26 protein-coding genes are annotated in these 24,840 nt (G+C 36.8%); 19 read left to right on the top strand and 7 right to left on the bottom strand.

Annotation, left to right across the window (positions count from 1 at the left end; translation table 11 throughout):
* Positions 1-26: 26 nt before the first annotated feature.
* From QUG14_RS03130 to QUG14_RS03115, 4 genes are all read left to right on the top strand, one after another.
* Positions 27-1,121, top strand: a complete 1,095-nt coding sequence (locus QUG14_RS03130; protein WP_289339093.1) for a mechanosensitive ion channel family protein — start codon at positions 27-29, stop codon at positions 1,119-1,121.
* Between the two features lie 306 nt (positions 1,122-1,427).
* Positions 1,428-2,456, top strand: a complete 1,029-nt coding sequence (locus tag QUG14_RS03125) for a serine hydrolase domain-containing protein (RefSeq protein WP_289339092.1) — start codon at positions 1,428-1,430, stop codon at positions 2,454-2,456.
* A 316-nt stretch (positions 2,457-2,772) separates the two neighbouring features.
* A complete protein-coding gene (locus tag QUG14_RS03120; RefSeq protein ID WP_289339091.1) occupies positions 2,773-3,354 on the top strand; it encodes a cupin domain-containing protein in 582 nt (193 codons plus the stop codon).
* 114 nt (positions 3,355-3,468) lie between these two features.
* Positions 3,469-3,786 carry an RNA polymerase alpha subunit C-terminal domain-containing protein gene (locus QUG14_RS03115; RefSeq protein ID WP_289339090.1) on the top strand — a complete coding sequence of 106 codons (318 nt, stop codon included), beginning with the start codon at positions 3,469-3,471 and terminating at the stop codon, positions 3,784-3,786.
* A gap of 182 nt (positions 3,787-3,968) precedes the next feature.
* Here the strand turns inward: QUG14_RS03115 and QUG14_RS03110 are convergent, their stop codons facing one another.
* From QUG14_RS03110 to QUG14_RS03095, 4 genes are all read right to left on the bottom strand, one after another.
* Entirely contained in the window at positions 3,969-4,955 is a 987-nt protein-coding gene (locus QUG14_RS03110) for an inorganic phosphate transporter (protein WP_289339089.1), read from the bottom strand.
* 30 nt (positions 4,956-4,985) lie between these two features.
* Positions 4,986-5,600 carry a DUF47 domain-containing protein gene (locus QUG14_RS03105; protein ID WP_289339088.1) on the bottom strand — a complete coding sequence of 205 codons (615 nt, stop codon included), beginning with the start codon at positions 5,598-5,600 and terminating at the stop codon, positions 4,986-4,988.
* Positions 5,601-5,981: 381 nt separating this feature from the next.
* The gene (locus QUG14_RS03100) at positions 5,982-6,494 is read right to left on the bottom strand and encodes a GNAT family N-acetyltransferase (RefSeq protein ID WP_289339087.1); all 513 of its coding nucleotides are present in this window, start codon (positions 6,492-6,494) and stop codon (positions 5,982-5,984) included.
* A 412-nt stretch (positions 6,495-6,906) separates the two neighbouring features.
* The gene (locus QUG14_RS03095; protein ID WP_289339086.1) at positions 6,907-7,875 is read right to left on the bottom strand and encodes an NAD(P)-dependent alcohol dehydrogenase; all 969 of its coding nucleotides are present in this window, start codon (positions 7,873-7,875) and stop codon (positions 6,907-6,909) included.
* 145 nt (positions 7,876-8,020) lie between these two features.
* Between QUG14_RS03095 and QUG14_RS03090 the strand changes: the two genes are divergently transcribed.
* The 7 genes from QUG14_RS03090 (at position 8,021) to QUG14_RS03060 (ending at position 13,293) form a co-directional block, all read left to right on the top strand.
* The gene (locus QUG14_RS03090; protein ID WP_289339085.1) at positions 8,021-8,428 is read left to right on the top strand and encodes a RidA family protein; all 408 of its coding nucleotides are present in this window, start codon (positions 8,021-8,023) and stop codon (positions 8,426-8,428) included.
* Between the two features lie 47 nt (positions 8,429-8,475).
* Positions 8,476-8,925 (top strand): GNAT family N-acetyltransferase, encoded by a 450-nt coding sequence (locus QUG14_RS03085; RefSeq protein WP_289339084.1) that lies wholly within the window; start codon positions 8,476-8,478, stop codon positions 8,923-8,925.
* Between the two features lie 155 nt (positions 8,926-9,080).
* Positions 9,081-9,230 carry a hypothetical protein gene (locus QUG14_RS03080; RefSeq protein WP_289339083.1) on the top strand — a complete coding sequence of 50 codons (150 nt, stop codon included), beginning with the start codon at positions 9,081-9,083 and terminating at the stop codon, positions 9,228-9,230.
* 167 nt (positions 9,231-9,397) lie between these two features.
* The gene (locus QUG14_RS03075; RefSeq protein ID WP_289339082.1) at positions 9,398-9,640 is read left to right on the top strand and encodes a hypothetical protein; all 243 of its coding nucleotides are present in this window, start codon (positions 9,398-9,400) and stop codon (positions 9,638-9,640) included.
* A gap of 206 nt (positions 9,641-9,846) precedes the next feature.
* Positions 9,847-10,782, top strand: coding sequence for an AAA family ATPase (locus QUG14_RS03070; RefSeq protein WP_289339081.1), 936 nt, complete (start codon positions 9,847-9,849; stop codon positions 10,780-10,782).
* A 2-nt stretch (positions 10,783-10,784) separates the two neighbouring features.
* A complete protein-coding gene (locus QUG14_RS03065; RefSeq protein WP_289339080.1) occupies positions 10,785-11,990 on the top strand; it encodes a DUF58 domain-containing protein in 1,206 nt (401 codons plus the stop codon).
* Positions 11,980-13,293 (top strand): hypothetical protein, encoded by a 1,314-nt coding sequence (locus QUG14_RS03060; RefSeq protein WP_289339079.1) that lies wholly within the window; start codon positions 11,980-11,982, stop codon positions 13,291-13,293. Before QUG14_RS03065 ends, QUG14_RS03060 begins: the two co-directional genes overlap by 11 nt.
* A 1-nt stretch (position 13,294) precedes the next feature.
* Here QUG14_RS03060 and QUG14_RS03055 read toward each other — a convergent pair whose 3' ends face one another.
* Positions 13,295-13,711: a ribosomal maturation YjgA family protein gene (locus QUG14_RS03055; protein ID WP_289339078.1), complete on the bottom strand. Its 417-nt coding sequence runs from the start codon at positions 13,709-13,711 to the stop codon at positions 13,295-13,297.
* 113 nt (positions 13,712-13,824) lie between these two features.
* Here QUG14_RS03055 and QUG14_RS03050 point away from each other — a divergent pair, with 113 nt between their 5' ends.
* From QUG14_RS03050 to QUG14_RS03020, 7 genes are all read left to right on the top strand, one after another.
* Positions 13,825-14,328: a GNAT family N-acetyltransferase gene (locus QUG14_RS03050; protein WP_483310697.1), complete on the top strand. Its 504-nt coding sequence runs from the start codon at positions 13,825-13,827 to the stop codon at positions 14,326-14,328.
* A 162-nt stretch (positions 14,329-14,490) separates the two neighbouring features.
* On the top strand, positions 14,491-15,378 hold the full coding sequence (locus QUG14_RS03045; protein ID WP_289339077.1) for a hypothetical protein: 888 nt from the start codon (positions 14,491-14,493) through the stop codon (positions 15,376-15,378).
* Positions 15,379-15,509: 131 nt separating this feature from the next.
* Positions 15,510-16,802 (top strand): ATP-binding protein, encoded by a 1,293-nt coding sequence (locus QUG14_RS03040; RefSeq protein WP_289339076.1) that lies wholly within the window; start codon positions 15,510-15,512, stop codon positions 16,800-16,802.
* A gap of 15 nt (positions 16,803-16,817) precedes the next feature.
* Positions 16,818-17,477, top strand: a complete 660-nt coding sequence (locus tag QUG14_RS03035; protein ID WP_289339075.1) for a DUF429 domain-containing protein — start codon at positions 16,818-16,820, stop codon at positions 17,475-17,477.
* A 247-nt stretch (positions 17,478-17,724) separates the two neighbouring features.
* Positions 17,725-18,978 (top strand): MFS transporter, encoded by a 1,254-nt coding sequence (locus tag QUG14_RS03030; protein WP_289339074.1) that lies wholly within the window; start codon positions 17,725-17,727, stop codon positions 18,976-18,978.
* Between the two features lie 254 nt (positions 18,979-19,232).
* Positions 19,233-19,949 (top strand): hypothetical protein, encoded by a 717-nt coding sequence (locus QUG14_RS03025; RefSeq protein ID WP_289339073.1) that lies wholly within the window; start codon positions 19,233-19,235, stop codon positions 19,947-19,949.
* An 86-nt stretch (positions 19,950-20,035) separates the two neighbouring features.
* Complete coding sequence (locus QUG14_RS03020) at positions 20,036-20,338, top strand: hypothetical protein (RefSeq protein ID WP_289339072.1); 303 nt, start codon at positions 20,036-20,038, stop codon at positions 20,336-20,338.
* A 298-nt stretch (positions 20,339-20,636) separates the two neighbouring features.
* Here the strand turns inward: QUG14_RS03020 and QUG14_RS03015 are convergent, their stop codons facing one another.
* Positions 20,637-22,949, bottom strand: coding sequence for a thiamine pyrophosphate-dependent enzyme (locus tag QUG14_RS03015; RefSeq protein ID WP_289339071.1), 2,313 nt, complete (start codon positions 22,947-22,949; stop codon positions 20,637-20,639).
* A gap of 18 nt (positions 22,950-22,967) precedes the next feature.
* Positions 22,968-23,978: a 2-oxoacid:acceptor oxidoreductase family protein gene (locus QUG14_RS03010; RefSeq protein WP_289339070.1), complete on the bottom strand. Its 1,011-nt coding sequence runs from the start codon at positions 23,976-23,978 to the stop codon at positions 22,968-22,970.
* A 365-nt stretch (positions 23,979-24,343) separates the two neighbouring features.
* On the opposite strand from QUG14_RS03010, the gene QUG14_RS03005 reads away from it, so the two are divergent.
* A complete protein-coding gene (locus QUG14_RS03005) occupies positions 24,344-24,817 on the top strand; it encodes a hypothetical protein (protein ID WP_289339069.1) in 474 nt (157 codons plus the stop codon).
* Positions 24,818-24,840: the final 23 nt, after the last annotated feature.

Here is a 24,840-nt window from a genome sequence, read left to right as displayed (position 1 = left end):
AGAAATAGAAGGAAGGGTTTTTAAGAATGGACTTTTTACCTGCGGGATTAGATTATGGAATGTTAAAAAATGTAGGAATTTCTATTGGGATTTTGGGTTTATTTATTCTTTTTAGAAACATATTTACCAAGTATGTGTTTCAATTGATGTTAAAATTGATAAGAAAAACACCAACTGATTTTTTCACAAAAATATTTTTAAGTTTTGAACGCCCATTAGGATGGGGCTTTATCATTTTGGGATTATATATTGCAATGGATTATTTCCCTTTTATTGAACAACATAATGCTTTATTTTTAAAATTTTTACGTTCAATGGTGATTGTTTTAATTACATGGGGACTATTTAATTTATCCTCTCCTACAACAGGAATCTTAATTAGTGTGAATGAAAAGATTAATAATAAGATAGATTTAATTTTGCTTCCGTTTATTTCAAGAACGATTCGAGTTATCTTAATTGCCATCAGCATCAGCATTATTGGGCAAGAATTTGATTATGACGTAAATGGATTGGTCGCAGGACTTGGTTTAGGAGGTCTGGCTTTTGCATTAGCCGCAAAAGAAGCAGTAGGGAATCTGATTGGTGGAATCGTCATTGTAACTGAAAAACCGTTCTCCATTGGTGAATGGATCTTGACTCCTAGTGTAGAGGGGACGGTAGAGGATATTAATTTCCGAAGCACTAAAATTCGAACGTTTAGCCAAGCGCTCGTAACGGTTCCTAATTCAACACTTGCAAACGAGCCGATTACCAACTGGAGTCGTATGGGAAAAAGACGAATCACTTTCCACTTGGGTCTAAACTATAATACTACTAAAGACAGGCTTGAAAGAGTAGTTCTTCGAATTGAACACTTATTGAGGAATCATGAGGAAATTCATCCTGATACAATCATGGTAGCGTTCGATCAATATAATGATAGCAGTCTCGATATTCTGTTATACTTTTTTACGAATACAACGGTTTGGGCAGAACATGTAAAAATCAAACATGATATCAATATAGCGATTATGGCAATCTTGGAGGAAGAGGGAGTAGAAGTTGCTTTTCCAAGCAGGACCATTTATGTATCTCCTCAATCTAGTGAACTATTTCAAACAATGGGTTCATTTGATTGATCCTAGTAAAATCTTAGGTCCAATCACATTTTTTGCATGTAGGAAAGCAGAGTGAATTCAAGATTTGAATAACTCTGCTTTTTTGCTTCTGTTAGGGATTATACGTATATAATTCCGATCCTGATATGGAATCTCTAGTAGTTCTCTAGTGTCTAGTGTTTCAAATTAAAATCTTTTGTTTCCATAATTTCCACCAAATGTTAAATCTTTTCCAAAAATTATATCACATTAGCATTCGTAAATACTTTCGTATAATAAGAACAGAAGCCAATAATCCCAAAATAATTGAATTTTGGAGGATACGCTATGAACACAAATTTAAGTGAACTGGTTTCAGCAATTCAAAGTAGGGTAAATTTCTCAGGTTCAGTCTTCGTTGAAGATAAGGATAAGGTTTTAGTAAATATAAACTTTGGTTACGCCAACCGTTCGGATCAATTAGAAAATAATTCGACTACCCGTTTTGGAATAGCATCTGGATGTAAACTCTTCACGGCAATAGCCATTTGTCAGCTTGTAGAAGCGGAGAAAATTTCTTTTGATTCTAAATTGAGCGATTTTCGTAATATTGATTTTAAAAATTTTGATGATAAAGTAACTGTCCATCATTTACTATCCCATACTTCAGGAATACCAGATTATTTTGATGAGGATATAATGGATGATTTTGAGGAACTTTGGGTTAATAATCCTATGTATCAAATTAGAAATTTAAAAGATTTCTTACCAATGTTTCAAAATAATCCTATGAAATCAGAAATAGGGGAATCGTTTCACTATAATAATGCTGGATATATTCTATTAGGATTAATTGTCGAACAGGCAACTGGACTTGAATTCTCTGATTATGTTCAAAAATATATTTTCAATAAAGCTGGAATGTCGAAATCAGGATACTTTTCTTTTGACTGTCTACCACAAAATACTGCTTTAGGCTATATCGATAATCCTGATGGAACTTGGAAAACAAACATCTATTCATTACCTGTAAAAGGTGGCTCTGATGGCGGGGCTTTTGTAACAGCTAATGATATGGTTAAACTGTGGAACGCACTTTTAAATTACCAACTTTTAAATGAAACATATACAAATAGGCTCTTATCTGCCCATACGCAAGTCAATGAAAGTGGTTTCTATGGTTATGGGATTTGGATTAAGAAAAAAACAAATAACAGTATTCTTAAATATCATATAATGGGGTATGATCCAGGTGTCAGCTTTCATTCTGCTTATTATCCTGACTTATCCACTAAGGTTGTTGTTTGCTCAAATAAGTCTGCTGGTGCATTTGATATAATGAGTAGTATTGAACAAAAATTAACCAAGAATATGTAAATACCCACTATTTGTTGCAACTGGACGCTGGTAGAAGGAGAAACATCAATTTTGGAACGGCTTAGTATTTTGTTCCACTTTTTATTATACTGGGGTTTGAAGAGGAAACTAAGACTCCAAAGGTAATTAACCAAACGTATTTAATTTGGAGCGTTGTATAATTTATGTGTTAAATTTTACTATTAATTTCTAGCCGCTTTCTATAGTGAGAGAGGGCTTTATATTTATAAAGGAAGTAAAATAGCTAAAAATCGAAGTACATTCCTAAACAAAGTGAATAGGATAACGTGATGAATTTTTGAAGGGAATGATCTTAATGTACTACGTTCCTTATGCGTATCCGTATCCTTATTCATATCCTGATCCATATTACGTGAACGTGCCAACGTATAACTATGCGAGACAGCCTTTGTACTACTGGGGATACCCGAATCAGTTGGAATATGGAAATCGATATCATGATTGGCCATCCGTAATTGAGACAAGAAACATTGAGTTAAAAGATTATGGAAAAGAACCATTTGTGGTCAATATTGACGATGTTACAAAGCAAAACAATACATTCCGTACAGCCTTATGGACAGGAAGTAATCTGCAAGTAACTTTGATGAGTATCAACCCTGGGGAAAGTATAGGATTAGAGATTCATTCCGATGTTGATCAATTTTTACGTATTGAAGATGGGCAGGGAATCGTTCAAATGGGTGATACAAAAGAAAACTTATCTTTTCAAGCAAGAGTTGAAGATGACTTTGCCATCATGGTTCCAGCTGGTAAGTGGCATAATGTAACGAATACTGGAAATAAACCACTGAAGCTATACTCCATTTACGCACCGCCTGAGCATCCATCTGGTACGGTTCATAAGACGAAAGCAGAGGCTATGGCTGCTGAATAGTATATGATTTTAGAGCGTTTCTCCATTTTGAGAACGCTCTTTGTTTTTTAGAAATCAGAATTAGCCTATAATAGAATGTAGTTACTTTATTTTAGTAGAGGAGGCATTTATTCATTGGCTACTTCCGAAAAACAATTAAGGATATGCAGCAATGGACACCAATTTTATAAGAGCAGTGATTGTCCTTCCTGTCCGACTTGTGAGAAAGAACGCAAACCTGAAAATGGATTTCTTTCATTACTCTCAGGCCCCGCAAGACGTGCATTGGAAAACAATGGGATCACTTCATTACAGGAGTTAGCAACATTTAGTGAAAAAGAAATTTTGAAGTTCCATGGTATGGGACCGGCTTCCTTACCAAAACTTAGATCCGCTTTAAAGGAAGAAGGATTATCATTTAAGGAGGATATTTCCACCAAAAAACGAACTTAATAGGAGATAGTTCATTAAATCGGAATGAGGTATTTCATGAAGTTAAAAAATGGACAGTATCATATTAAACTATCTGATGGAAACTCCGCTAGTTGATCGATTACCACATTTTACATAAGACATTTCTATCCTAAAAATTAAAGGAGTAACGAATTTATTTGTTCGTTACTCCTCCAATAATTCTATACGAAAATTTTAATGATCATTATAATGAGGCCTGCAATTAGCGCAGAAATTGGCAATGTAATTACCCAAGTGGTAACAATTCTTATTGCAACTCCCCAATTTACGCCCCGGAATCGCTTTGAGGCACCCACACCTAAAATGGAAGAGGAAGATACATGTGTTGTAGATACAGGTAGACCTAAAAAGGTAGCACCTTGTAAAACAACAAATGACGATAAGTCTGCAGCAAATCCATTGATGGGCTGAACCTTAAAAATCCTTTTCGCAACCGTTTTAATAATTCGCATTCCACCAATCATGGTACCCAATCCGATGGTGGCTGCACATGTAACCTGCACCCAAAATGGTACATCTAGAGTGGCCTGATAACCTCCGGCAACCAATGCAAAAACAATAATCCCCATTGTTTTTTGCCCATCATTTCCACCATGAGAAAAGGCTGCTAAACCCGAAGCAATGATTTGAAATCCTCGAAAACCACGGGTTGCACGGTAGGGATTTGCGTTCCGAAATAAAATCGCTAGTATTTTCATAAGGATAAATCCTACTCCAAAAGCCAAAAAAGGAGATATGATAAGGGCCTTAATAATATCGGTAAATCCTTCCCAGTTAATAGAATCTAACCCTGAACCAAAAATAACAGCTCCCGCAACTGAACCGATTAAGGTGTGTGATGAAGACGATGGAATTCCGTAGTACCAAGTTAAAAGGTTCCAAAAGATGGCCGCAATAAGAGCCGCAATAACGATTATCATTCCGTTCTCAATTTGAAATGGGTCAGCAATTTTCCCGCCAATTGATTTTGCAACCGCCTGTGAAATTAAGGCACCAAAAAAATTTAGGACACCTGCATAAATAACTGCAAATCGTGGTGTTAAGGCCTTTGTAGAGACCGACATCGCAATGGCATTGGCTGTATCATGAAATCCATTTATGAACTCGAAGATTAAGGCAAGAATTAGGATAATAATGAAAGTTGTCATTAGAACCTCCAAAAGAAGTATTTCAACATTTTAAGCATTTTTCATGATAATGGTTTCTAATATATTGGCTACAGACTGACAGAAATCTGCAATGTTCTCTAACTCTTCATAGATTTCCTTATATTGAATAATACGAATGGGGTCTTTTTCATTCACAAAAAGATTTTTAATGGATTCTCGTAGAATGCCATCACATTTTGATTCCAAATCTTTAATTTTGATGGCATGTTCCCTCATATTAAGTAATTTCTTTGATGCCAGCAGTTCAACTGCTGTTTCAATTTCAGCTGCACAACTTCGAATCGCGTCAACAAATCGAATCATGTAATCATCAGCATTCACAATCGAATACATTTCAAATAGCGCAGCAGTATGCTCCAATCCATCTAAAACATCATCCATGCTCATCGTAAGAGTTAAAATATCCTCCCGTTCAATATACGTGATGAAAGCATTATGTAAATCTTTAATCACCTCATGAACCATGGAGTCTCCCTTGTTTTCATATTCCTTCATTTTTTCAGAAAAAACCTTAAGATCACTGATATTCTTTAATTTATAGTCAGCGAAATAGTTAGCACTTTCCTTTAAATTAGAAGCGATATTTCCTAAGTAAACAGCGAACTTGTCCTTCTTTTTGGCCATGTTAATACCTCCACCTTTGTCCAATAATTGAGTGATATTAGTTTTTTTTACTATTTCCTAATTGGAATATCTAATTCATCAATGAACCCTCATCTGTGGAGAAATCAATAAAACCAATAAGAAGGAGTAAGGTTCTATTTTGGAGAAATAAATCTTTAAAAGATTAATGGAAAATGTAAAAAGAGTTATTTGGCTAACAAAGGGAGAGTTGAATGTAGGAAATTTCATTTTAGAGTTGGATGGAAGTGAGTTCAGAAATTTTTAGATGGGTGAATAACCAAGAAAAATCTTAAGAACGCTGACATTTTTCTGCAAAATAGATAGCAGTTTCCTTTAAATGATAGAATCCCCCAAAGTAATTTCAATGGGGGGTAAAATGTATTAATCTTCTACAGGATTTTTAGGTCCGTTTAGATTCAATTGATAAAAAGCTAGATCAAGCCAAGTATTGAACTTATATCCTGCTTTTTTTATTGTCCCTGAATGAACAAAACCAAAATTCAGATGCATGGCAATACTTTTTTCATTTGCAGCATCAATCCCTGCAATTAATGTCATGTATTCTCTTTCATTGGCAATTGCAATGATTTCTTTTAATAATGAAGTGGCAATTCCTTTTCTCCGATAATTACTATCTACATAAATAGAATGTTCGATCGAATATTTGTAAGCTGGCCACTGTCTAAAGGGGCCGAACGTTGCAAATCCAACAACCTTATTCTCTAACTCATATACGATGACAGGATAACCATCTTCCATTTTTTGTTTATACCAAAGCTTTCTAGTTTCAAGCGTTTGAGCTTTATAGGTGTATACAGCTGTTGTATGTAGGACTGCATCATTATAGATGTCTAATATACCCTGTAAATCTTTTTCCTGTGCTAACCTGATCACGAAAGTTCCCCCAAAATAATTAATATGAAGTAGATTATAGCAGATGATTTTCAGCGTGGCGAGAAATACTGGCGTATGGGGAGAAATACTGGCGCATAACCAAAAATACTGGCGCATAGCCAGAAATACTGGCGCATAACCAGAAATACTGGCGCATACCCAGTAATACTGGCGCATAGCCAGAAATACTGGCGCATAACGAAAAATACTGGCGCATAGCGAAAAATACTGGCGCATAACGATAAATACTGGCGCATCCCCAAAAATACTGGCGCATAACCAGTAATACTGGAGTATAAACTTGAAATAGGAAGGATGTAAATCAGTGAAAGGTAGAAAGCAACTCAGGTAAAGGAAAGTTGCTTTCTACTGATAAATCGGAGCCTTGTGATACCATTTCGATCTACTGTTTTCACATCGTTATGACAACTTTCCCTTGAGCGTGGCCCTTTTCAAAGTACCTGAACGCTTCGGGAACTTCACTCAATTTATACTGTCTATCAATTACAGGTTTTACTTTACCAGTCTCTAATAGTTCTTTCATAAATACCAAATCATTTTGGTTTGCTCTTTGTAAAAAACTACCCACTTTCTTTGATGAAGTCTTTGATATCCAAGGTCCCAAGGTCATCGCTTGAAACATTTGAGCACTGGAACCTCCGACGTGTACAAATATACCATTAGGCTTTAGAGTCCGCTTATAATCCGAAATCGGTTGATGCCCGTTAACACCGAGAATCAGATCATACGTTTGATTGTTGTCAGCAAACTTTTCCTTTGTATAATCTATGGAATGATCAGCTCCTAGCGAGTCCAAAATATCTATATTCCTTGTACTGCAAACACCGGTTACCTCTGCTCCCAATGCTTTGGCAATCTGTACTGCAAAAGTCCCCACACCACCAGAAGCACCATTAATTAATACCTTCTGTCCGGGTTGGATTTTGCCTTTATCACGTAAACTCTGGAGGGCAGTAACACCTGCCATTGGTACAGCTGCAGCTTCCGAAAAGGATAGATTGGAAGGTTTTAATGCCAATGCCTGTTCAGGAACACATACATATTCAGCAAATCCCCCCCAACCGCACCCAGATAAATCTCCAAACACACCATCTCCCGGCTGAAACTGGACTACATCCTTACCAACTGCCTCTACCGTACCAGCTATGTCGCCACCAGGTATGGCGTATTTAGGTTTTAATAGACCAAAAGCAAAGCGGGCTAGGAACGGCTCTCCTCTTAAAAGGACAAGGTTCCCATAATTAACAGAAGAAGCATGAACTTTTACCAAAACTTGATTGTCGGATGGAATAGGTTTAACTACCTCTTTAAACTCAAGAACATCAGGCGGACCATACTTTGTAGAAACGATTGCTTTCATACTTAGCCTCCTTACAGATAAAGACACCTAAGTAAAAAGATATTCCATTTAAAATGAACTCAGACTGGAATCGATCTAATAATTTATTAGAATATGACTTTTTGATATAATCTATTTATATGGTCCAATAAAAGGGGGATTTTACATGAATAGGATAATATCATTAATCCATTCTAACCATTTGGCTCAAGTTGACTATGCTTACGCTAGTCGAATCCCAGCAGGCATGGATTTATTGTTTTTAGCCGGTGCATGTCCATTGACGAAAGAGGGAATTGTGCCAGAATCAAGTGATTTTGGTCGTCAGGCATCTCTTTGTATGGAGAATTTGAAAGAGGCATTGAAAGAATGTGGCGCCACTTTGGAAGACGTCGCCTATACTCGAGTTCTAGTTGCAACTCAAAACCAGTCTGATTTGGTAACAGCCTGGGAAACAATTAGAAAAGAGTTTGGCAATCATGATGTCCCAAGTACATTAACAGGGGTTACGGTTTTGGGATATAAAAATCAGTTGGTAGAAATCGAGGCAGTAGCTGCTGTAGATAAAAAATAAGAAGGGGAACGAACTTTGTTCCCCAACAAAATTAAGGGGATTCTATTATGCAGAAACACAAAATCATCATCACAAAGTATGACCCGAAGTATGCAGAACAATCAGTGCAAATGTGGAGAGAGAGCAAAGAAAAGGCGATTGGTCAGAAGGAACTACACAGTTTTGACAATCACGTAAACTTTTTAAATCATATCTTGTCTAAACAATTTCAAATAGACTTAGCGTTAATTGATCAATTAGTAGTTGGGATGATTGCCTACAATAACACCGAAATTAGCCAGCTTTATATTCATAATGATTACCAAGGAATAGGAATAGGGCAAACATTACTAGATAAAGCAAAGACCCAATCAAATGGAAGATTAACATTATATACTTTTGAAGTTAATAAAAGAGCACAACGATTCTATGAAAAAAATGGATTTAAAATCATTGGCAAAGGGCATGAAAATGAAGAGAATTTACCTGATTTACTATACGAATGGAATTCCAAATAACTCTCTATCCTTTCGCAAATAAAACTCCCACTATTTTCTAATAATTCACTATTATTTTCCTATTCCGTCTATTGTGTAAGCGCTTTTATGTGAATTGATTCACATGTATAATAGAAGTGTAAGGAGTTCAATTACCGTAACTGGAGGAATCAAGGATGCTGACAGAACTTTTTCTTGAATTCAAAAACTGGTGGTTTGGCGAGTCAATGTATAATGTAGAGATTGAAGAATTTGAACGAATTGAATCCAAGCATACACGCGTACATCATGATGAAGATATTTATGAAATGATTAAAGTACATTAAATAAAATAACATTCCAAAGAAGACATCTAGATTAGAAGTCTTCTTTTTTTATTTCTAAGATGATAAAATTCATAATCTGTTTGATTTTAGAAGGATTGAAGTCTCTATTTCTATGCTATTCTAAATTTACAAAGTACTATAATTTCGCTTTCTTGGAGGGTTACTAAATGAGCTGTGGTTGTTCATCACATATTAGAGACGGAAAAGACATCGTTGATCATGTTAAAAGTAAAGGGAAAGATAAACTTGCCCCAACAGTGGCGCATCAAATTCACTGCGAGTGTGGGGAAACCTTTACGCTAGAAACGGTTATTATGAATTGCCCGAAATGTGAAATGACTTTTGCTGTAACACCGTGCGGATCCAGTGATATCAATAATATCAAGATTGCGGGTATTAAATACGCTTAATAAAATACGATCATTTTGAAGTTTAGGTTGCTGCGGCAGCCTTTTTTATTTCAAAATAAAGTAGAAGGGGAGATTGGGAACATGGTTGGAGAAATAAAATATTTTCAAAATTAACAGAATAGCTTATAGTGAAAAGTACCTGTTAATTTTTTTACAAAAAAAATGAATGCTTATTCAAACATTATGAAGGTAGTAGGTGGATACATATGGAAAACGTAAATAGAGTAAAGTCTGAAATTTCCAAGGTTATGGTCGGTATGGAAAGGGAGGTTGAGCTTCTTACAATTTCTCTCTTATTTAATGGACATATATTGCTAGAAAGTGTACCTGGTACTGGTAAAACCATGCTCGCTAAATCATTTGCGAGTAGTATAAATGGCAGCTTCTCTAGAATACAATTTACCCCAGACGTCCTGCCTAGTGATGTTACCGGGATTCAATTTTTCAATCCGAAAGTACAGGAATTTGAACTCAGAACCGGACCTATTGTTGCCAATATTGTTCTTGCCGACGAAATCAACCGCGCCACACCAAGGACTCAATCAAGTTTACTTGAAGTAATGGAAGAGAGACAAGTTACAATCGATGGGATAACCGTCAAAGTAGATGATCCATTTATGGTCATTGCCACCCAAAATCCGGTGGAAGCCCAGCAAGGAACCTTCTCGCTTCCAGTCGCTCAAATGGATCGTTTCTTTATGAAGCTGTCCATGGATTATCCGAGTCTTGAAAGCGAAAAGGAAATATTAAAGGCAGCACGAGGCATTAGGAGCAGCAGTACAACAGAATCTGTGTTACGTCATGAAGAAATCCAAGAACTGAAGAAAAAGGTCCAGAAAATCAAAATGAATGACACCATTGAATCGTACTTGCTTCAAATCGTAAGAAAGACAAGACAGCATCCTGAAATTGATTTAGGTGTAAGTCCACGTGGAGCATTGGCGTTGATGAAGGCAGCACAAGGTCAAGCCTTTTTAGAAAATCGAGACTATGTGATTCCTGAAGATATTAAAAAGATGGTTCCCTATGTGTTAGGTCATAGAATCATATTATCGACGGAAGCCTCTTTTACAAAGTCACCTGATAGTGTACTAAGAGAAGTTTTGGAAACGGTTCCAGTACCCGTAGAGATGGGCGCTTAACTATGATGGAGTGGAGTAAATATAGTGTTGAGAACAATTATCTGCCCATAACAGGAGCGTTTGCACTCCTTTTATGTATTGCTTCTTTTTTCTTCCAATCATGGCTGGCCTTTTTTGTTGGCGTCTTTATGATCCTGCTTTTTTACTTCAATCATCTCTATCGAAGGAAAGTTGGGGAGGGATTATCTTTTAATAATAAAAAGGTAAGAGGGAAGTATTTCCCTAGTGAGGAGGGGGCATGGAAATTAGATTTCCATAATATAGGTGTGCCCATCATGAAGGCGAAGCTAAGTGTTACCTTCCATGATTCTGTTACACCACACGATAAACGTGCCAGTCACAAGGCATCCATCTATGAGGTTACTGTGCCATTTTCAATTAGTTTTCGGCAAAAAGCGAGTGTGACCATTCCATTTACAGCTGAAAAACGAGGTGTTTCAAGAATTCGTAAAATTGAATTAATGATTCCGCACTTTTTTGGTTTAGGGGAAACCATATTAGAAAAGGAGTTTCATTCCATCCAAGAAGCACTTGTTTATCCGAAAACAAAGGTCGTACACAATAAACATACTCTACACACCAGCAAGCAAGGCGAATTCCCTGTTTCATATTCTCTTTATGAAGACACTCTTTCACCTGCAGGAACGCGAGAATATCATTATTCAGATAGTTTTAATCGAATTCATTGGAAGGCAAGCGCTCGGAACCAATCATTACAAACTAAGCTCTATGATAAAGTGACTGAAAACGGTTGGAATATAGCGATTAATATTGGTGATGACCACTTTGTTACAAATAACCTGGAAGAAATATTAAGTGCGACTGCAGATCTGGCCTATTTCTATGTGCAACAGAATATCCCATTCTCCGTTTGTATTAATATTCGTCATGTCGGTACAACACCATTTTATTATCAAATGCCTGGGACTGGCAGAGAGCATTTACAAAAAGTGTTGGAAGCGATCGCTCATATTGATGTGCAGACATCGGTTTATCCTTTTGAAAAGATGCTAGCCTATTATGACAGCCATTTAGAAACACAGCCGTTTTTCCTACTAGCAGGTCAATACATTCCCGAAAAAAGGGATTTGCTGAAAAAGATTGCCGATAGAGGTACCAGTATTTATGAACTAATGGTAAATGAACAAAGTGCTTCGATTGTAAAGAAATCATTCTCCCCAAAAAGGGGGATATCATATGAAAAATAATGTTTGGTATTTGGCTTATTACAAAACCATTGAGATATTATTGGGTAGTCTTGTCATTGCGTTTTATTATATATTTCGAGAACAAGAGATACCATTCCTATATTACCTTGTGTTGTCCATTCCATCTACTTATCTATTTATTTTCCTGATTCATACTTACAAGGAGAAGAGCAGATTGTTATTTTTTATTACCGTCTTCCCTTTGATTGTGGTTGGCGGGATTTTATTAAAGTTTCCCATCATGTGTGTTATCGTATTGTCGATGTTGATTTACTGGAGAACAACGATCATGAATAGTCAAAGTGACACTGTGCAAACGGGATTTTGGTTGTTTTGGACCGTTTTCTTGGGCTTTATTTTACTCATTTTTGCAAATGTACAGGACTATCCTTACCAAAATTCATTGATGATCATCCTCATGCTAACCTTTGCTTTTATTATTATTGGTGGATTTTTGATTAACTGGTTATCGGTGGTTGGGAACACACTGGTAAAAAAACTCTTGATGAGAAATTTTCTATCGATCATGGGTATAATGATTGCCATGAGTCTGCTTCTTGTAACCCTTAGGGATATCCTTAAATGGGTTGTTGTTTCAATCCTTAAATTAGTCGTTTATGCAGTATCCTTTATTATGTCGCCGTTGTTTAATTGGGCTGAGAATTATGAACTGACAGGAGAATTGAATCTGTTTGCTCAAATTCAAAACTCACAGTCTCCTGTTGATTCTGAGAATACTAGTTTGATTCATGATCAATCAGAAATAGCTTCAAAAATGGATATTAATTTTACGTATTTGTACATTGTCATTTTCATGATCCTTTGTATTCTCCTATTTATATTCCTTTATAAGAAATTCCAAGGATGTACAGAAGTTTTAGATTCTGCTGAGAATGACTTTTATTACTCATCATTTGAACAAGGAGAAAAGGGAACGAGTTCTTCCAAAACTAAAAGGGTAGGGAAACAGCCTTCCTATCGTGTGCGAAAAGAAATGTATCGCCTTGAGAAACTGGCGGAAAAGCTGCAACTAAAGAGAAATTCATCAGAAACGATAGGGGAATGGTTCAAGAGAGTTAGAGTTAAAGAGGATGAATTCATCCAAACCGTCTATGAAAGAGTTCGATATGGAAATCAATTTGAATCGGATCAGGAATATAGATTATTTTTAAAAAGGATTGATGCAAAGAAAACAGAGCTAAAACAAATTCATAAATTGCTTTTAGAAGAGGGTAAAATCAAATCTACATCACGTGTAAAAAAAATGATAAAGGGATTTACATCCAGAACAGAAGAACATTGATTTATATGTTCTTCTGTTTTTTAATGAACGTCAAATTATCCAAGCTAAAGGCAATGACAATCCCTGCTGTATATCGAATTAGATCCACCGTAAGGAAGCCTTTACCTAATATCAATGCTCCCAGGAGAGTTCCGCGAATCTCATTAATCCAATCTTCTTGATACAATTGACTGAATTCGATACTGAAACTAAACAAAAAACTGAAGAAGAAGGCTGTTAACATGCTCTTTTTCAAAAATATGAAGCGAAGTCCGAAGTACACCATCATTGCCCATAGGGCATCTCCAGCATTCTCTGCTAAAAAGGAGAATAAAAAATGGCTGAATTTTCTGGATGCCAGGCCCAGGAGAATCGTGATTACAACAGCTAGAAAATAAGTTCTCCTCAGATGTTTATGAGATTCATTTTTAGAAATCATTGGCATCACCTTTATTTCAACGTATAATCTTCATTATAATAACAAGTTTTTTGAGTATACAAGCTTGAAGTGAATTGATAACTACAAACTTTTTCCTAATAGAGGTGTTAAGTGTGATAAAAATTGAAGAAATTAATTCCATTGAAAATCATTTAGATCAACTCTCTAAACTTTTGGCAGGGGTGGTGGATGATGGGGCATCAATCGGATTTTTACCTCCAATGAAACTATCAGATGCAAGACACTATTGGCAAACCGTATTAAACCAAAATGTTATTTTATATATTGCTAAGATACATAATGAGATTGTCGGAACCATTCAAGTTCATTTATGCACCAAGCAAAACGGTCTTCATCGTGCTGAAATTGCAAAATTAATGACAAGTCCCAATGCTAGACGTAAAGGAGTTGCCCGGACCTTAATGAATGTGGCCGAAGAAAGAGCAATCATTGAAGGTAGGACTTTACTTACCCTTGATACAAGGGAAGGGGACCCCTCCAATCTCCTTTATCAATCATTTGGGTATATTCCGGCTGGAAAAATCCCAAACTTTGCCCTTTCGGGTGAGGGAGCATTAGATACCACCGTCATATATTATAAAATTTTATCCAAATAAATTTGACTAATCCTTAGGATTCATTCCTTGGATTTTTTTTTGCAAAATATTTCAATAGTAGAAATTTCGCCATAATATCTTCCTCCATTTCCTTAATATGGCTATATAATAAAAAAAACGGAGTTGATTCTGAAAATCTTTTATCGAGAGAAGGAATCAAAAATGAGGTATAAAAAAGCTGTTAGTATGCTAGTTTATGGCATATCAATTCTAGCGATTCTTGCTACAACTGTGGGTATCTTTTCGAAGAGTGGTCCTGGAGAATTTGAGCATATCTCTGTTCGCGGTGAAACTATTACCATTTTCGGTAGAGGTATATATCAGGATATGTCAGTTGATGTAGCCATTCAAGGAATCGCACAGGATGTTGTTACATTGTGTATTGGGATCCCCTTCCTTTTGACTGCTCTTTATTTTGCAAGAAAAGGATCGTTGAAGGGGAGAATCATGCTTTCTGGTTCGCTGCTCTATTTCTTCCTTACGTACTTATTTTATTTAGCAATGGCGATGTTTAATTCATTGTTTTTAGTATATATCCTTCTATTATCGGCAAGTTTCTTTGCACTGATCCTGATGTTATTTCCACTCTATTTTGAGATCATCAATCAGCATTTTCATTCAAGGTTGCCAGTTACGTTTTTAGGTGGATTTTTAATCTTTAATGCTGTTGTTATTGGTAGTTTGTGGCTCCAGGTTGTCGTTCCTCCCCTTTTTAGAAAAGTAATTCCCGTTGATTTAGATCATTATACAACCTTAATTGTTCAAGGCTTTGATTTAGCGCTGTTTCTGCCAATCTCGTTTATATCAGGGGTTTTATTGATTAAAAGAGTTCCGATTGGATTTTTATTAGGTTCAGTATATTTTGTATTCTTATCCCTTTTAATGACCGCACTATCAGGTAAAATTATCGGAATGGCTCTAACGGGAGTTAACGTGATTCCAGCTATATTTATCATTCCAGCCATTAATTTAACCACGATCCTTTGTTCCATCATTATTTTTAAAAATTTCAAACATAAAGTGAATCGAGATATCGAAATCAATTTATAGTTATTACTAAAAAATCCTTGAATTCATATTCAGGGATTTTTTAATTTTTATAAAAGTAAATTCTTTACATTTAAATACGAAAATCAATACTATACAATGGTATTATAGTTTGAAAATAAAAGGAGATCTCAATGAAAAGTAATCATGTTCTATTTGACACAAAAGTGATACCAAGAGAGTCACTGCCCTATTATTATGATTATGGAAAAATTGTATCTACGCTTCAAGAGGAACTTGTGAAAGAAGTGGGATATGAATTTTACCTCTATTCAGACGAAGATACCTCTAATGAAATTTGGGATATTTTAGAGGAAGATTTGAAGGAGGAATCGGTCGAGGTCCAATTGATTGCTCATATCTACAAAGAGGGGGAAACCAAAAGTATTTCCTCAAATCATACGGATAAAGTAATGGAGCTCATTGTCAAACCGAGAATCGAGAACGGACTTTATTATTATCCAAATCATCAAGTTGCCCTTTCAAGATTAAAGATTTTTCAAAGTGATGGCGAGGGTACACGTGACTTGATATTTGCCAAAAATGACGCAAGTCTGGTTTCCTTTTTAAAATACGTTTTAAAAAGAAAGCGGGACTATATTAAGAACTATATAACCGTTTTCACTGATACAGAAGATGGTGTGGAAACTGAGATTGATAATATAACAACCTTGGTTAGTAGAGAGGATGTCTTTTTAGAGGAATCCTTAAAGCGGGAAATTTATCGTTCCATCGATGAATTTTTCTCAGAAAGCAGTGAATTTTTTAAACTGTACAATATTCCTTATAAACGAGGGATTCTTCTCTATGGAAAACCAGGTAATGGAAAAACTACTCTAGTAAAATCCATCGCAAGCAGTATAAATGCTCCAGTGGCTTATTGGCAAATCACTGAATTCACATCGAGCTATACGATTAAAGAAGTATTTAAATCTGTATTAAAATTAACGCCCCTGGTATTAGTGATCGAGGATATTGATTCAATGCCTTCAAGTGTTCGCTCTGTTTTTCTTAATGTACTTGATGGTGCTACATCAAAAGAAGGAATCTTCATTATTGGTACAACGAATTATCCTGAAAAAATAGACCCTGCACTAATGAACCGTTCTGGACGTTTTGACCGTGCTTATGAGATTAAGGTACCGACCAAGGAACTGCGTTATCAGTATCTGCAAAAGAAAAAGATTGCTCGAATCCTTTCTGATGAAGAAGTTCAGCAGGTAATTGATTCTACAAAAGATTTCTCCTACGCCCAACTCAATGAACTGTATACTTCGATTGCTCTAGAATGGCATTATGAACAACAGGTGGATGTAACACGTCTATGTGCTGAATTGAAGGCACTGAAAAACAAGCAGCAAAAGCAAGAATGGGACCACGATTTAGCGGCTTCATCCATTGGTTTTTCTAGGTTATCAGATGAGTAGGATGAGTGCTTTTTTATGAGAGTAATAGGTATTGATTTATCGGGACCGAGTAATCACAAAGATACGGTTATGGCAGTTTTTGACATACAAGATGGTGAATTAAAGTTTCTCAAACTAAAGCAAAATATTGGAGATCTTGAAATTTTGGAAGAAGTCGAGACTCAAAGTCAGATGGATGAAGTGGTAATTGGTATGGATGCTCCATTGTCCTATGAGGATGGCGGGGGAGACCGCCTTGGCGATAAACTGCTAAGACAGTATATCATCACAATAGGGATGAAATCAGGATCAATCATGCCACCGACTTTCAATCGAATGGTCTATTTGACTTTAAGAGGAATAAAGCTTAGTAGAGAAATAGGGAATATATCTACAGTTCATCCGATTTCCATTGTTGAAGTGCATCCCGGTGCAGTAATTGGATCGAGACTTCCTCAGGAAGATTTTGAATTTGTATTGCACTACAAACAAGAGTTATCTGCAAGAAGTTATATTAGAAACTGGCTAGGGGAGCAGAAATTAAGTCAGCTCCCTGCCATTATTGATAAAGAAAGTCATACAATCGACGCATGTGCTGCTGCATTAGGTGCATGGCATTGGAGGGACCCATCGTTCCAACCAAAATGGGTACTACCTGCAAAACCACCACTTCATCCATATGATTATTGCTGTTAAAAAGGTAGGAGGCAAAATACGGGCAAGTTCCATAAAACCACAATCAGTCACAAAATTGTTACTGAAAATCATTTGCGACTCGAATTTAGGCAAGAATCATATACTGATTGTGCTCGAAAATAGGAACATACTGAAATTTCGGGTAGAATAATAGGATGATTGTGCCCAATTAACTAGGTAAATGATTTTTGGGGAAGAATTAGTTAATAATTGTGCCCGTAATATAGAGATGTGAAAGGAAGTAACTATGCAAACATTGCCACAAACACAACCGGTGAAAAAATACATACCACTTTCGTTTTTGGTTATTTTTCTAGGGTACCTAGTATTTGGGTTATCTGAGAATATTAAAGGACCAGCCATTCCTCAAATGCAAATAGATTATGGAATTGATGAGCTGCAGGTTGGATTTCTGCTAGCTATCAATTCCATTGGTTTTTTAATCGCTTGCAGCTTTACAGGGGTTTTTTCATCTAAATTTGGTATTAAGCTTACGAGTTTGATAGCTTTTGGATCTATGGCCATTTCTGGTGTATTTATTTATTTTTCTAGTAATTTTACAAGTTTTTCCGTTTCTTATTTCATCATGTATTTAGGAAACGGTATGCTTGAAATTGCATTGGCGATTTTGGCTGCAAGAATTTTTACAAAAAATACTGGCTTTATGATGAATTTATCTCATTTCTTCTATGGACTCAGCTCGACGGCTGCTCCTTTGATGGCGGCTGGCTTAATGGGTATGACATTTTGGGGAGATGGTGAACTAGGCTGGCGAGGGATGTATTTTTTCCTGCTATCATTATGTATTATCCCGATGATCCCAGCAATTTTTAGTTCACTTCCTGTTGATACAACAACTACTAAAGAACGCCTGCCAATTAAGATGTTTTTAAAGGATCGGGTGGCTTGGTTCATTATAATCATTCTTTCATTCGGAGTAATCGTGGAACTTTCGATTGCTGGCTGGTTAGTTAACTTTCTAGAAAGATCTTTCCAATGGAGTTCAACGGCGGCGTCTGGGATGTTATCGATATTTTTCCTCTGTTTTATGGTGGGTAGGTTACTGTTAGGATTTGTAACAGATAAAATTGGATTTATGGTTTCTATTATTATTTTCTCAGGTATTGCTGGAATTACAACCATATTAGCTACATTATTCGGAACAACAGGTGTTTGGTTATTCGCGGTAGCAGGGTTTGGCATTGCACCCGTTTATCCGACCGTTATGGCGTTGCTTGCAAAAAGATATCCAAATGGAATAGACGCTGCGATTACCGTCACCGTAACAATCATGGGCATTGTGGTAGTCATTAGCAATTTATTCTTAGGTGCGCTGATTGAATTTTTTAAAAGATGGTTCACAAATTCCCTTGGAGCTGAAATGGGACTAATGAGAGGATTTCAAGCAGGATTTATATTCATCGGAATATGTGGATTATTATGCTCTATATTTAGTATTGTTTTGTATCGCTATTTACAACGAAGGAATGAATTGATGTAATTCACGAAAGAATTATATATTTAGGTATCTGTATATTAAAAATTATAACAGCAGCTAAATAATGACCTAAGACCTCGTTCACATGATTGTGAGCGGGTTTTTTGTTCAAAATGGATCTTTGTTAAGGAAAGGTAAAGGGTCCTGCCTGATTTGTCATGATTCTACGAAATTACAAAATTTTCGACAAAAATAGAGGGGAATCGCTATGTTTACCGAATAACTATAGATGAATAAATGAAAGGTGAGGTGAATGTATGGAAAAGACAGAAACAATAATACCTTTTGTACAATCGGAATCGAACACAAAAACATTTAGGAACGATTACCCTGTTTCGGAAGAATTAAAGGAAGTAATGTTAACCAAAGTTTTCAAAGATTTCACTAGGTTTGCTTTGGAGCGATATTATCCTGAGTATCTACCTATTTTGACTGAATATCTACATGAACATGAAATTAGGGGAGATAAAAGAGAGTCCTTATTACACAATCTTTTTTGGTGGCGTATTTTTTATGATTCAAGTATGGGATTCCAGAGTAGTTGTATAGAGGACTTTATAGTTGAAAACTATTCTTGGCTAAGCAAACGGCCTATTCTTATTTCTTGGCTGAAAGAATGTGGGAAAGCAATCCCTAAATTTTATTTCGTCGGATATAAGTATAATGACCGCGTACTGGTTGTAATGGATACTTTGGAAGAAAAGCCGTTAAATATTATTGTGTATGATCCTCTCGCAATTCCCCCTATAAAAGGCGAAATCGTCATGGGAACAATACTCCCTTTAGGTAATGGCTTATTTTTTCCAATAGGTGATTTTTACCATTTTGATTATCAGGCACGGGAAGAAATCGCCCATCATTTACACTACTACTATGATCTTCATATGAAAACTTCTCCTATTAATGAAGCATTTATCCACATCCTTTCTGCTATGCTGCAAATTGAAAAGCTCGTCTTCTTAGAAAATCAGTAAATTTACTCAATCAAACCAACCCAAATTAACTCTTCTATATGACTTAAGATCTTGTGCTATAATATATAAACTTGGAGGAATTCTACATGAATAATGAAATAATGAATGTATTTCGTTCAGTATTAAAAGAAGAATTAGATCCTGTTCATAAACGTCTAGGTGTTATTGAACAAAATGTGGAAGAAATAAAGACCGGACAGAAAAAGCTTGAGAATGACTTTTCGCAACTTGATCAAGCTGTGAGAGAGCTAGGTGCTGAACAAAAAGAAGGTAATAAGAGTGTCATAAGATATCTCGAAGACTTTTCTGGAAAAATTACTAATCACTTCGATAACAAAACCGATGCATTAAATAAGCGTGTACAGTTGAAACAGAGATACAGCGTTTAATTAAACAATAAAAAATTACAATCAATTGACCATATCTCCATGTAGTTGGCTATAACTTGGAATTAGGGGAGACCGTAAATTGGATGAGAATCAACAGAGAATAGTGCCCTAATATCAGATGAGAGCGAGCTTTGGGTAAGAATTAATAGAGAATTGTTACCGAAAATCAACAAAGTAAGGAATGTGGGTCACAATCAACATAGTATTGCTACCCAAAATCAGGCATTGATCAAATTATCGTAATATTCATAGAAATATCAATAGTCCCAAGTGATTTGCCATCACCTGGGACTTTATTTTATAGATAAGGGCTCTCATGCTTTGCCTTAAGCATATTCCAACGGCGATCTACTTCTTTATCAAACATCTCCAACATGTCTTTGCTGTTTTCATTGAGCAAATGTTTCGTTTTGCCCATCAGCTTCAACCATTCGGATACGGCTAAGCGTTTATTTTTATCCTCAGGATTGTAGGTTACCGTTGTAATCCCATGCTCGACTTCGTAAAGAGGGAAGAAACAGGAGTTAACCGCAGCCTCTACGATTGTCTGACCTAATTCATCTTTTGATTTCCAATTCAATGGACAGGTGATTAATATTTTTCCATATACCAAGCCTTCATTATTTGCATACCACTGTGCTTTGGCTGCTTTCTTTAATAGGTCGCGATCGAAAGCTTCGGTTCCTGTAAATACATATGGGATATGAGTGGCTGCCATAATTTGAGCGGTATCCTTGTGATGGAATGGCTTTCCATTTTGGAAGCCGCCAATATTGGAGGTACTCGTCATATGTCCCATTGGCGTAGAGTAGGAGAGCTGGCTGCCTGTGTTCATGTACCCTTCATTATCATACTCAAGGATAATCATTTTATGGTTTCTTAACGCCGTTCCGATCGCAGGACCCATGCCGATATCCATTCCGCCGTCACCCGTAACCATGACAAACGTAAATTCATCACTTAGTCCAAGTTCCGCTAGCTCACCGCGTCTTTTTCTTTCATGGAACATTTCCACAAGACCGGAAAGGGTAGCAGAGCCATTTTGGAAAAGGTTATGGATGTAGGTTGCTTTATGAGAACTATAAGGGAAACCAGTTGTTACAACCATGGCACAACCTGTATGGAATAACGCAACAATATCTCCTTCAATTCCTTTAAAAAACAACTCCAGCCCTGAGAAAATCCCGCAGCCCGGGCATGCCCCATGACCTGAAGCCAGTCGTTTTGGCTTTTTCGTTAAACTCCGTAAAGGCGGGATTTTCACCTTGAGTTCCCCGGTTTTATCATCAGGAGTAACCGTGATTAGACCGGTATTTAAGTCTTCTTTTTTCATTGGATTTAAAACACGCTTAGGAGCAAACTCTGGTTTTCCAGGATTATGCCCGAAGTAGTCAAACTGCTTTTCTGCAAACCCTTTTTCTGCCGCTTCAATCGCTAACGAGAAGAAGTGTTCCGCATCATCTGCATAAAAATCTTTTCCACCTAAACCGTAAATACGGTTTATCACCTTTGTATGAGCATTTCCCACCGTTTGCAATGCAGCCCGTAATTCAAGCGCCATGTTCCCGCCATGTGCACCATATGAATCTGCACGGTCTCCAACCGTAACAGCTTTGATATTTTTCAAGGCTTCCGCTAATTGTTTTTGAGGGAAGGGACGAATCATATTTGGTGAAATGACTCCAGCCTTGATCCCTCTTAAACGAAGTCTATCTGCAACATCCTTACAAACTTCGGCAGCTGAATTCAACATAAAGACTGCGACTTCAGCATCTTCCATACGATATAAATCAAGAATCGGATATTCGCGTCCTGTTAATTGCGCATATTCTTTCGAAATTCGCTCAAAGACTGCTTCCGCATTATACATCGCTTCTGATTGTTGATAACAGTTATTTATATAGTCAGGTTCATTCATATATGGGCCGATGGTAACAGGATTCTCGCGATCTAACGCATGAGGGAAGTTCCTATTCGGCTCCCCAATAAACTTCTGCACATCGCTTCGATTTTTAATCACCTGGACACGTCGTTTTTGGTGGGAAGTAAAGTACCCATCGAAAGAAACGATGACTGGCAGTCTGACCTCTGGATCTTCTGCTAGTTTAATTGCAATAATGTTCATATCATAGACTATTTGCGGATCTCGGGCCATTAAGATAGGCCACCCCGTATTCAAACCGAAATATAAATCAGAATGATCTCCATGGATATTTAACGGACCAGAAACAGAACGGTTTACTAAATTTAATACCATTGGAAATCGGGTTCCGGATTGAACAGGCAGCTGCTCTAACATATAGAGGAATCCATTGGCACTTGTAGCGTTAAACACACGTCCGCCACCAGTTGAAGCACCGTAACAAATTCCTGCAGAACCGTGCTCTCCATCAGCTGGAATCAACACAATATCATGTTCTCCTCTGGATTTCATTCCGTCGAGGAATTGGGCAACCTCTGTGGACGGAGATATAGGGAAGTATCCCATTACATGATAATTAATTTGATGTGCTGCATAGGCAGCCATTTCATTACCAGATTCAAATACAAAACTTTGTTCAACCGTTTCTTTTTCAGAGCTGAGTTTCTCTTGGTTTATTTCAATGGACATCAGGATCCCGTCCTTTCATTAGTTTTGAGTGACTAAGTCAAATAAGTGGGGCACACGGTTTTTGTCAGCGTAGCCGTCATTATATTCTCTTTCGCCTGACAGCGCTTCCACTGGACAGGCCGTTACACACTTTAGGCAGCCTTTGCAATATTGATAATCAATTCCTTTAAGAAACATTTGTGGACGACCTTTTTTGTCGGCTTTTTCTTCCCAAACAAAGCAAAAGTCTGGACAAGCTGTATCACAGGCAGCACAACTAATACATTTTTCCTCGTGAAAATGGGGGAGCATACCGGCACGTGAAATACTTAAATCCTTTAACATGCTGTTACCTGGATTTAGAATCATCCCGCCAATGGCCTGAGTTTCGTAGCCAAGAACTGGCTCTGGTCTTGAAAAAGGAATAAGTTCCACGCCTTCCTCTGGAAGAAAGGTTTTAAACTCTACTTCATTAAATCCTCGGTCAAAGGTCCGAATATTTGGCTCAACCAGGTGTGGATATTTTTTTTCAAATGTACGTCGTATCGTTTGTTTCATTGATTCTGGATCTAAAAAGTCCAAAATCCGATATAACGCACCCAACATGGCAGTGTTGGCTTTTGTTTGCTCATCAAGCGCAATACCTGTAGCATCAATGATGGCAATGGTACCGCCGGCAATTTTCATTTGACTCTTCAATTCTTCAGGGGATTTTTGTGAATTTACTAGGATGGTGCTGTCTGGGTAGATCCCGCTAGTGCAGTCGATGGTTTTAAACAGGGCATCATGGAAAATGCCAACAACATGAGGGCGTTCTATTGGTGTGGTATCTCGAATGTTTGTTTCAGGTTCGCAGAAACGTATGTGCGCTTTTACAGGGGAGCCTTTTTTCTCTGACCCATAGGATGAAAACCCGACTCCATTTAGTCCGTTTCCAACCACGCCATCCTCAGAAAGCATTTTTCCGGCTAAATTAGCTCCTAACCCGCCGATGGACTCTAGGCGGATTTCAAAAAAACCTAATTCATTTGTTTTTGGTAATTTTGACAAGGTTTATTCCTCCTATCTATGTATCGGAGTATAATATAGAATATTATAAATATTCTATATATTTACGTAATTTCATTGTAACAGGATACAAAAACAAATACAACAGATTCTTGTATTATTACACAAATGCACTTTTTGTTTTGGTTTTATACTGATTTAGGTATGTTTTCAGTCGTTATTAAAGAAACAACGTGATATAGTACAGGTAAATTCTTGTTATACAACAACGCTAAATAGGATTGGTTCTTAGGGAATTCCTAGGTAACTTGAGCCCAAAACCTACATATAATGGAGAGTGACTTTTAGTTGTGTAAGTGATATCCCAATGTTAAGGCAAGACCATTAAGAATACAGGAGGGATGTCTGTGAAATTTACGGTAGAGTATATACCACTAAGTAAAATAAAACCTGATACCTCGATGAAATTTACAGAGCACATTAATAAACTACAGCGATTCATGTGGGATTGCATGTTTGTTTTGGTTGTTAGGAAAAATCGAAAAGATAATCATTACACGATTATTAGCGGTCAAGAAAGATACGAATCCCTTCGGAAACATACCAAGAGTATTTACGCTCCGTGTATTGTAGATAAGGACACTTCCTTCGGTACTAAATACTGGTTCCATCGCTTACGTAGGAAACAACCTCTTGATGATTTTCCTCTAATGCCGATCAGCTGGTCTATTGTTCGAACTTTTTTAAAGCAGGAGCCTCGTTTTAAAAATTTAACGCGATCACAACAAATTAGAGTCCTTTTATTGGCTGCACGTTACAAGAAAACGGTAGTGCATACAATGAAAATGACGGTTGATGATATTTTAAGAGAACATTTGTAAAGGAGAATAATGTAAAAAGTCGA

It is taken from the genome of Neobacillus sp. CF12, from assembly GCF_030348765.1.
Classification (GTDB): Bacteria; Bacillota; Bacilli; order Bacillales; family Cytobacillaceae; genus Neobacillus.
The sequence above is the reverse complement of the archived record's forward strand: the minus strand, read 5'-3'. Positions and strand labels throughout refer to the sequence as shown.

Coding starts and splice junctions, on each gene's coding strand:
- QUG14_RS03035 (WP_289339075.1), top strand. CDS start 16,818: ATGAGAGTAATAGGTATTGATTTATCGGGACCGAGTAATCACAAAGAT.
- QUG14_RS03025 (WP_289339073.1), top strand. CDS start 19,233: ATGGAAAAGACAGAAACAATAATACCTTTTGTACAATCGGAATCGAAC.
- QUG14_RS03015 (WP_289339071.1), bottom strand. CDS start 22,949: ATGTCCATTGAAATAAACCAAGAGAAACTCAGCTCTGAAAAAGAAACG.
- QUG14_RS03045 (WP_289339077.1), top strand. CDS start 14,491: ATGAGGTATAAAAAAGCTGTTAGTATGCTAGTTTATGGCATATCAATT.
- QUG14_RS03125 (WP_289339092.1), top strand. CDS start 1,428: ATGAACACAAATTTAAGTGAACTGGTTTCAGCAATTCAAAGTAGGGTA.
- QUG14_RS03055 (WP_289339078.1), bottom strand. CDS start 13,711: ATGATTTCTAAAAATGAATCTCATAAACATCTGAGGAGAACTTATTTT.
- QUG14_RS03080 (WP_289339083.1), top strand. CDS start 9,081: ATGCTGACAGAACTTTTTCTTGAATTCAAAAACTGGTGGTTTGGCGAG.
- QUG14_RS03085 (WP_289339084.1), top strand. CDS start 8,476: ATGCAGAAACACAAAATCATCATCACAAAGTATGACCCGAAGTATGCA.
- QUG14_RS03075 (WP_289339082.1), top strand. CDS start 9,398: ATGAGCTGTGGTTGTTCATCACATATTAGAGACGGAAAAGACATCGTT.
- QUG14_RS03060 (WP_289339079.1), top strand. CDS start 11,980: ATGAAAAATAATGTTTGGTATTTGGCTTATTACAAAACCATTGAGATA.
- QUG14_RS03105 (WP_289339088.1), bottom strand. CDS start 5,600: ATGGCCAAAAAGAAGGACAAGTTCGCTGTTTACTTAGGAAATATCGCT.
- QUG14_RS03065 (WP_289339080.1), top strand. CDS start 10,785: ATGATGGAGTGGAGTAAATATAGTGTTGAGAACAATTATCTGCCCATA.
- QUG14_RS03120 (WP_289339091.1), top strand. CDS start 2,773: ATGTACTACGTTCCTTATGCGTATCCGTATCCTTATTCATATCCTGAT.
- QUG14_RS03130 (WP_289339093.1), top strand. CDS start 27: ATGGACTTTTTACCTGCGGGATTAGATTATGGAATGTTAAAAAATGTA.
- QUG14_RS03110 (WP_289339089.1), bottom strand. CDS start 4,955: ATGACAACTTTCATTATTATCCTAATTCTTGCCTTAATCTTCGAGTTC.
- QUG14_RS03030 (WP_289339074.1), top strand. CDS start 17,725: ATGCAAACATTGCCACAAACACAACCGGTGAAAAAATACATACCACTT.
- QUG14_RS03090 (WP_289339085.1), top strand. CDS start 8,021: ATGAATAGGATAATATCATTAATCCATTCTAACCATTTGGCTCAAGTT.
- QUG14_RS03020 (WP_289339072.1), top strand. CDS start 20,036: ATGAATAATGAAATAATGAATGTATTTCGTTCAGTATTAAAAGAAGAA.
- QUG14_RS03040 (WP_289339076.1), top strand. CDS start 15,510: ATGAAAAGTAATCATGTTCTATTTGACACAAAAGTGATACCAAGAGAG.
- QUG14_RS03070 (WP_289339081.1), top strand. CDS start 9,847: ATGGAAAACGTAAATAGAGTAAAGTCTGAAATTTCCAAGGTTATGGTC.
- QUG14_RS03095 (WP_289339086.1), bottom strand. CDS start 7,875: ATGAAAGCAATCGTTTCTACAAAGTATGGTCCGCCTGATGTTCTTGAG.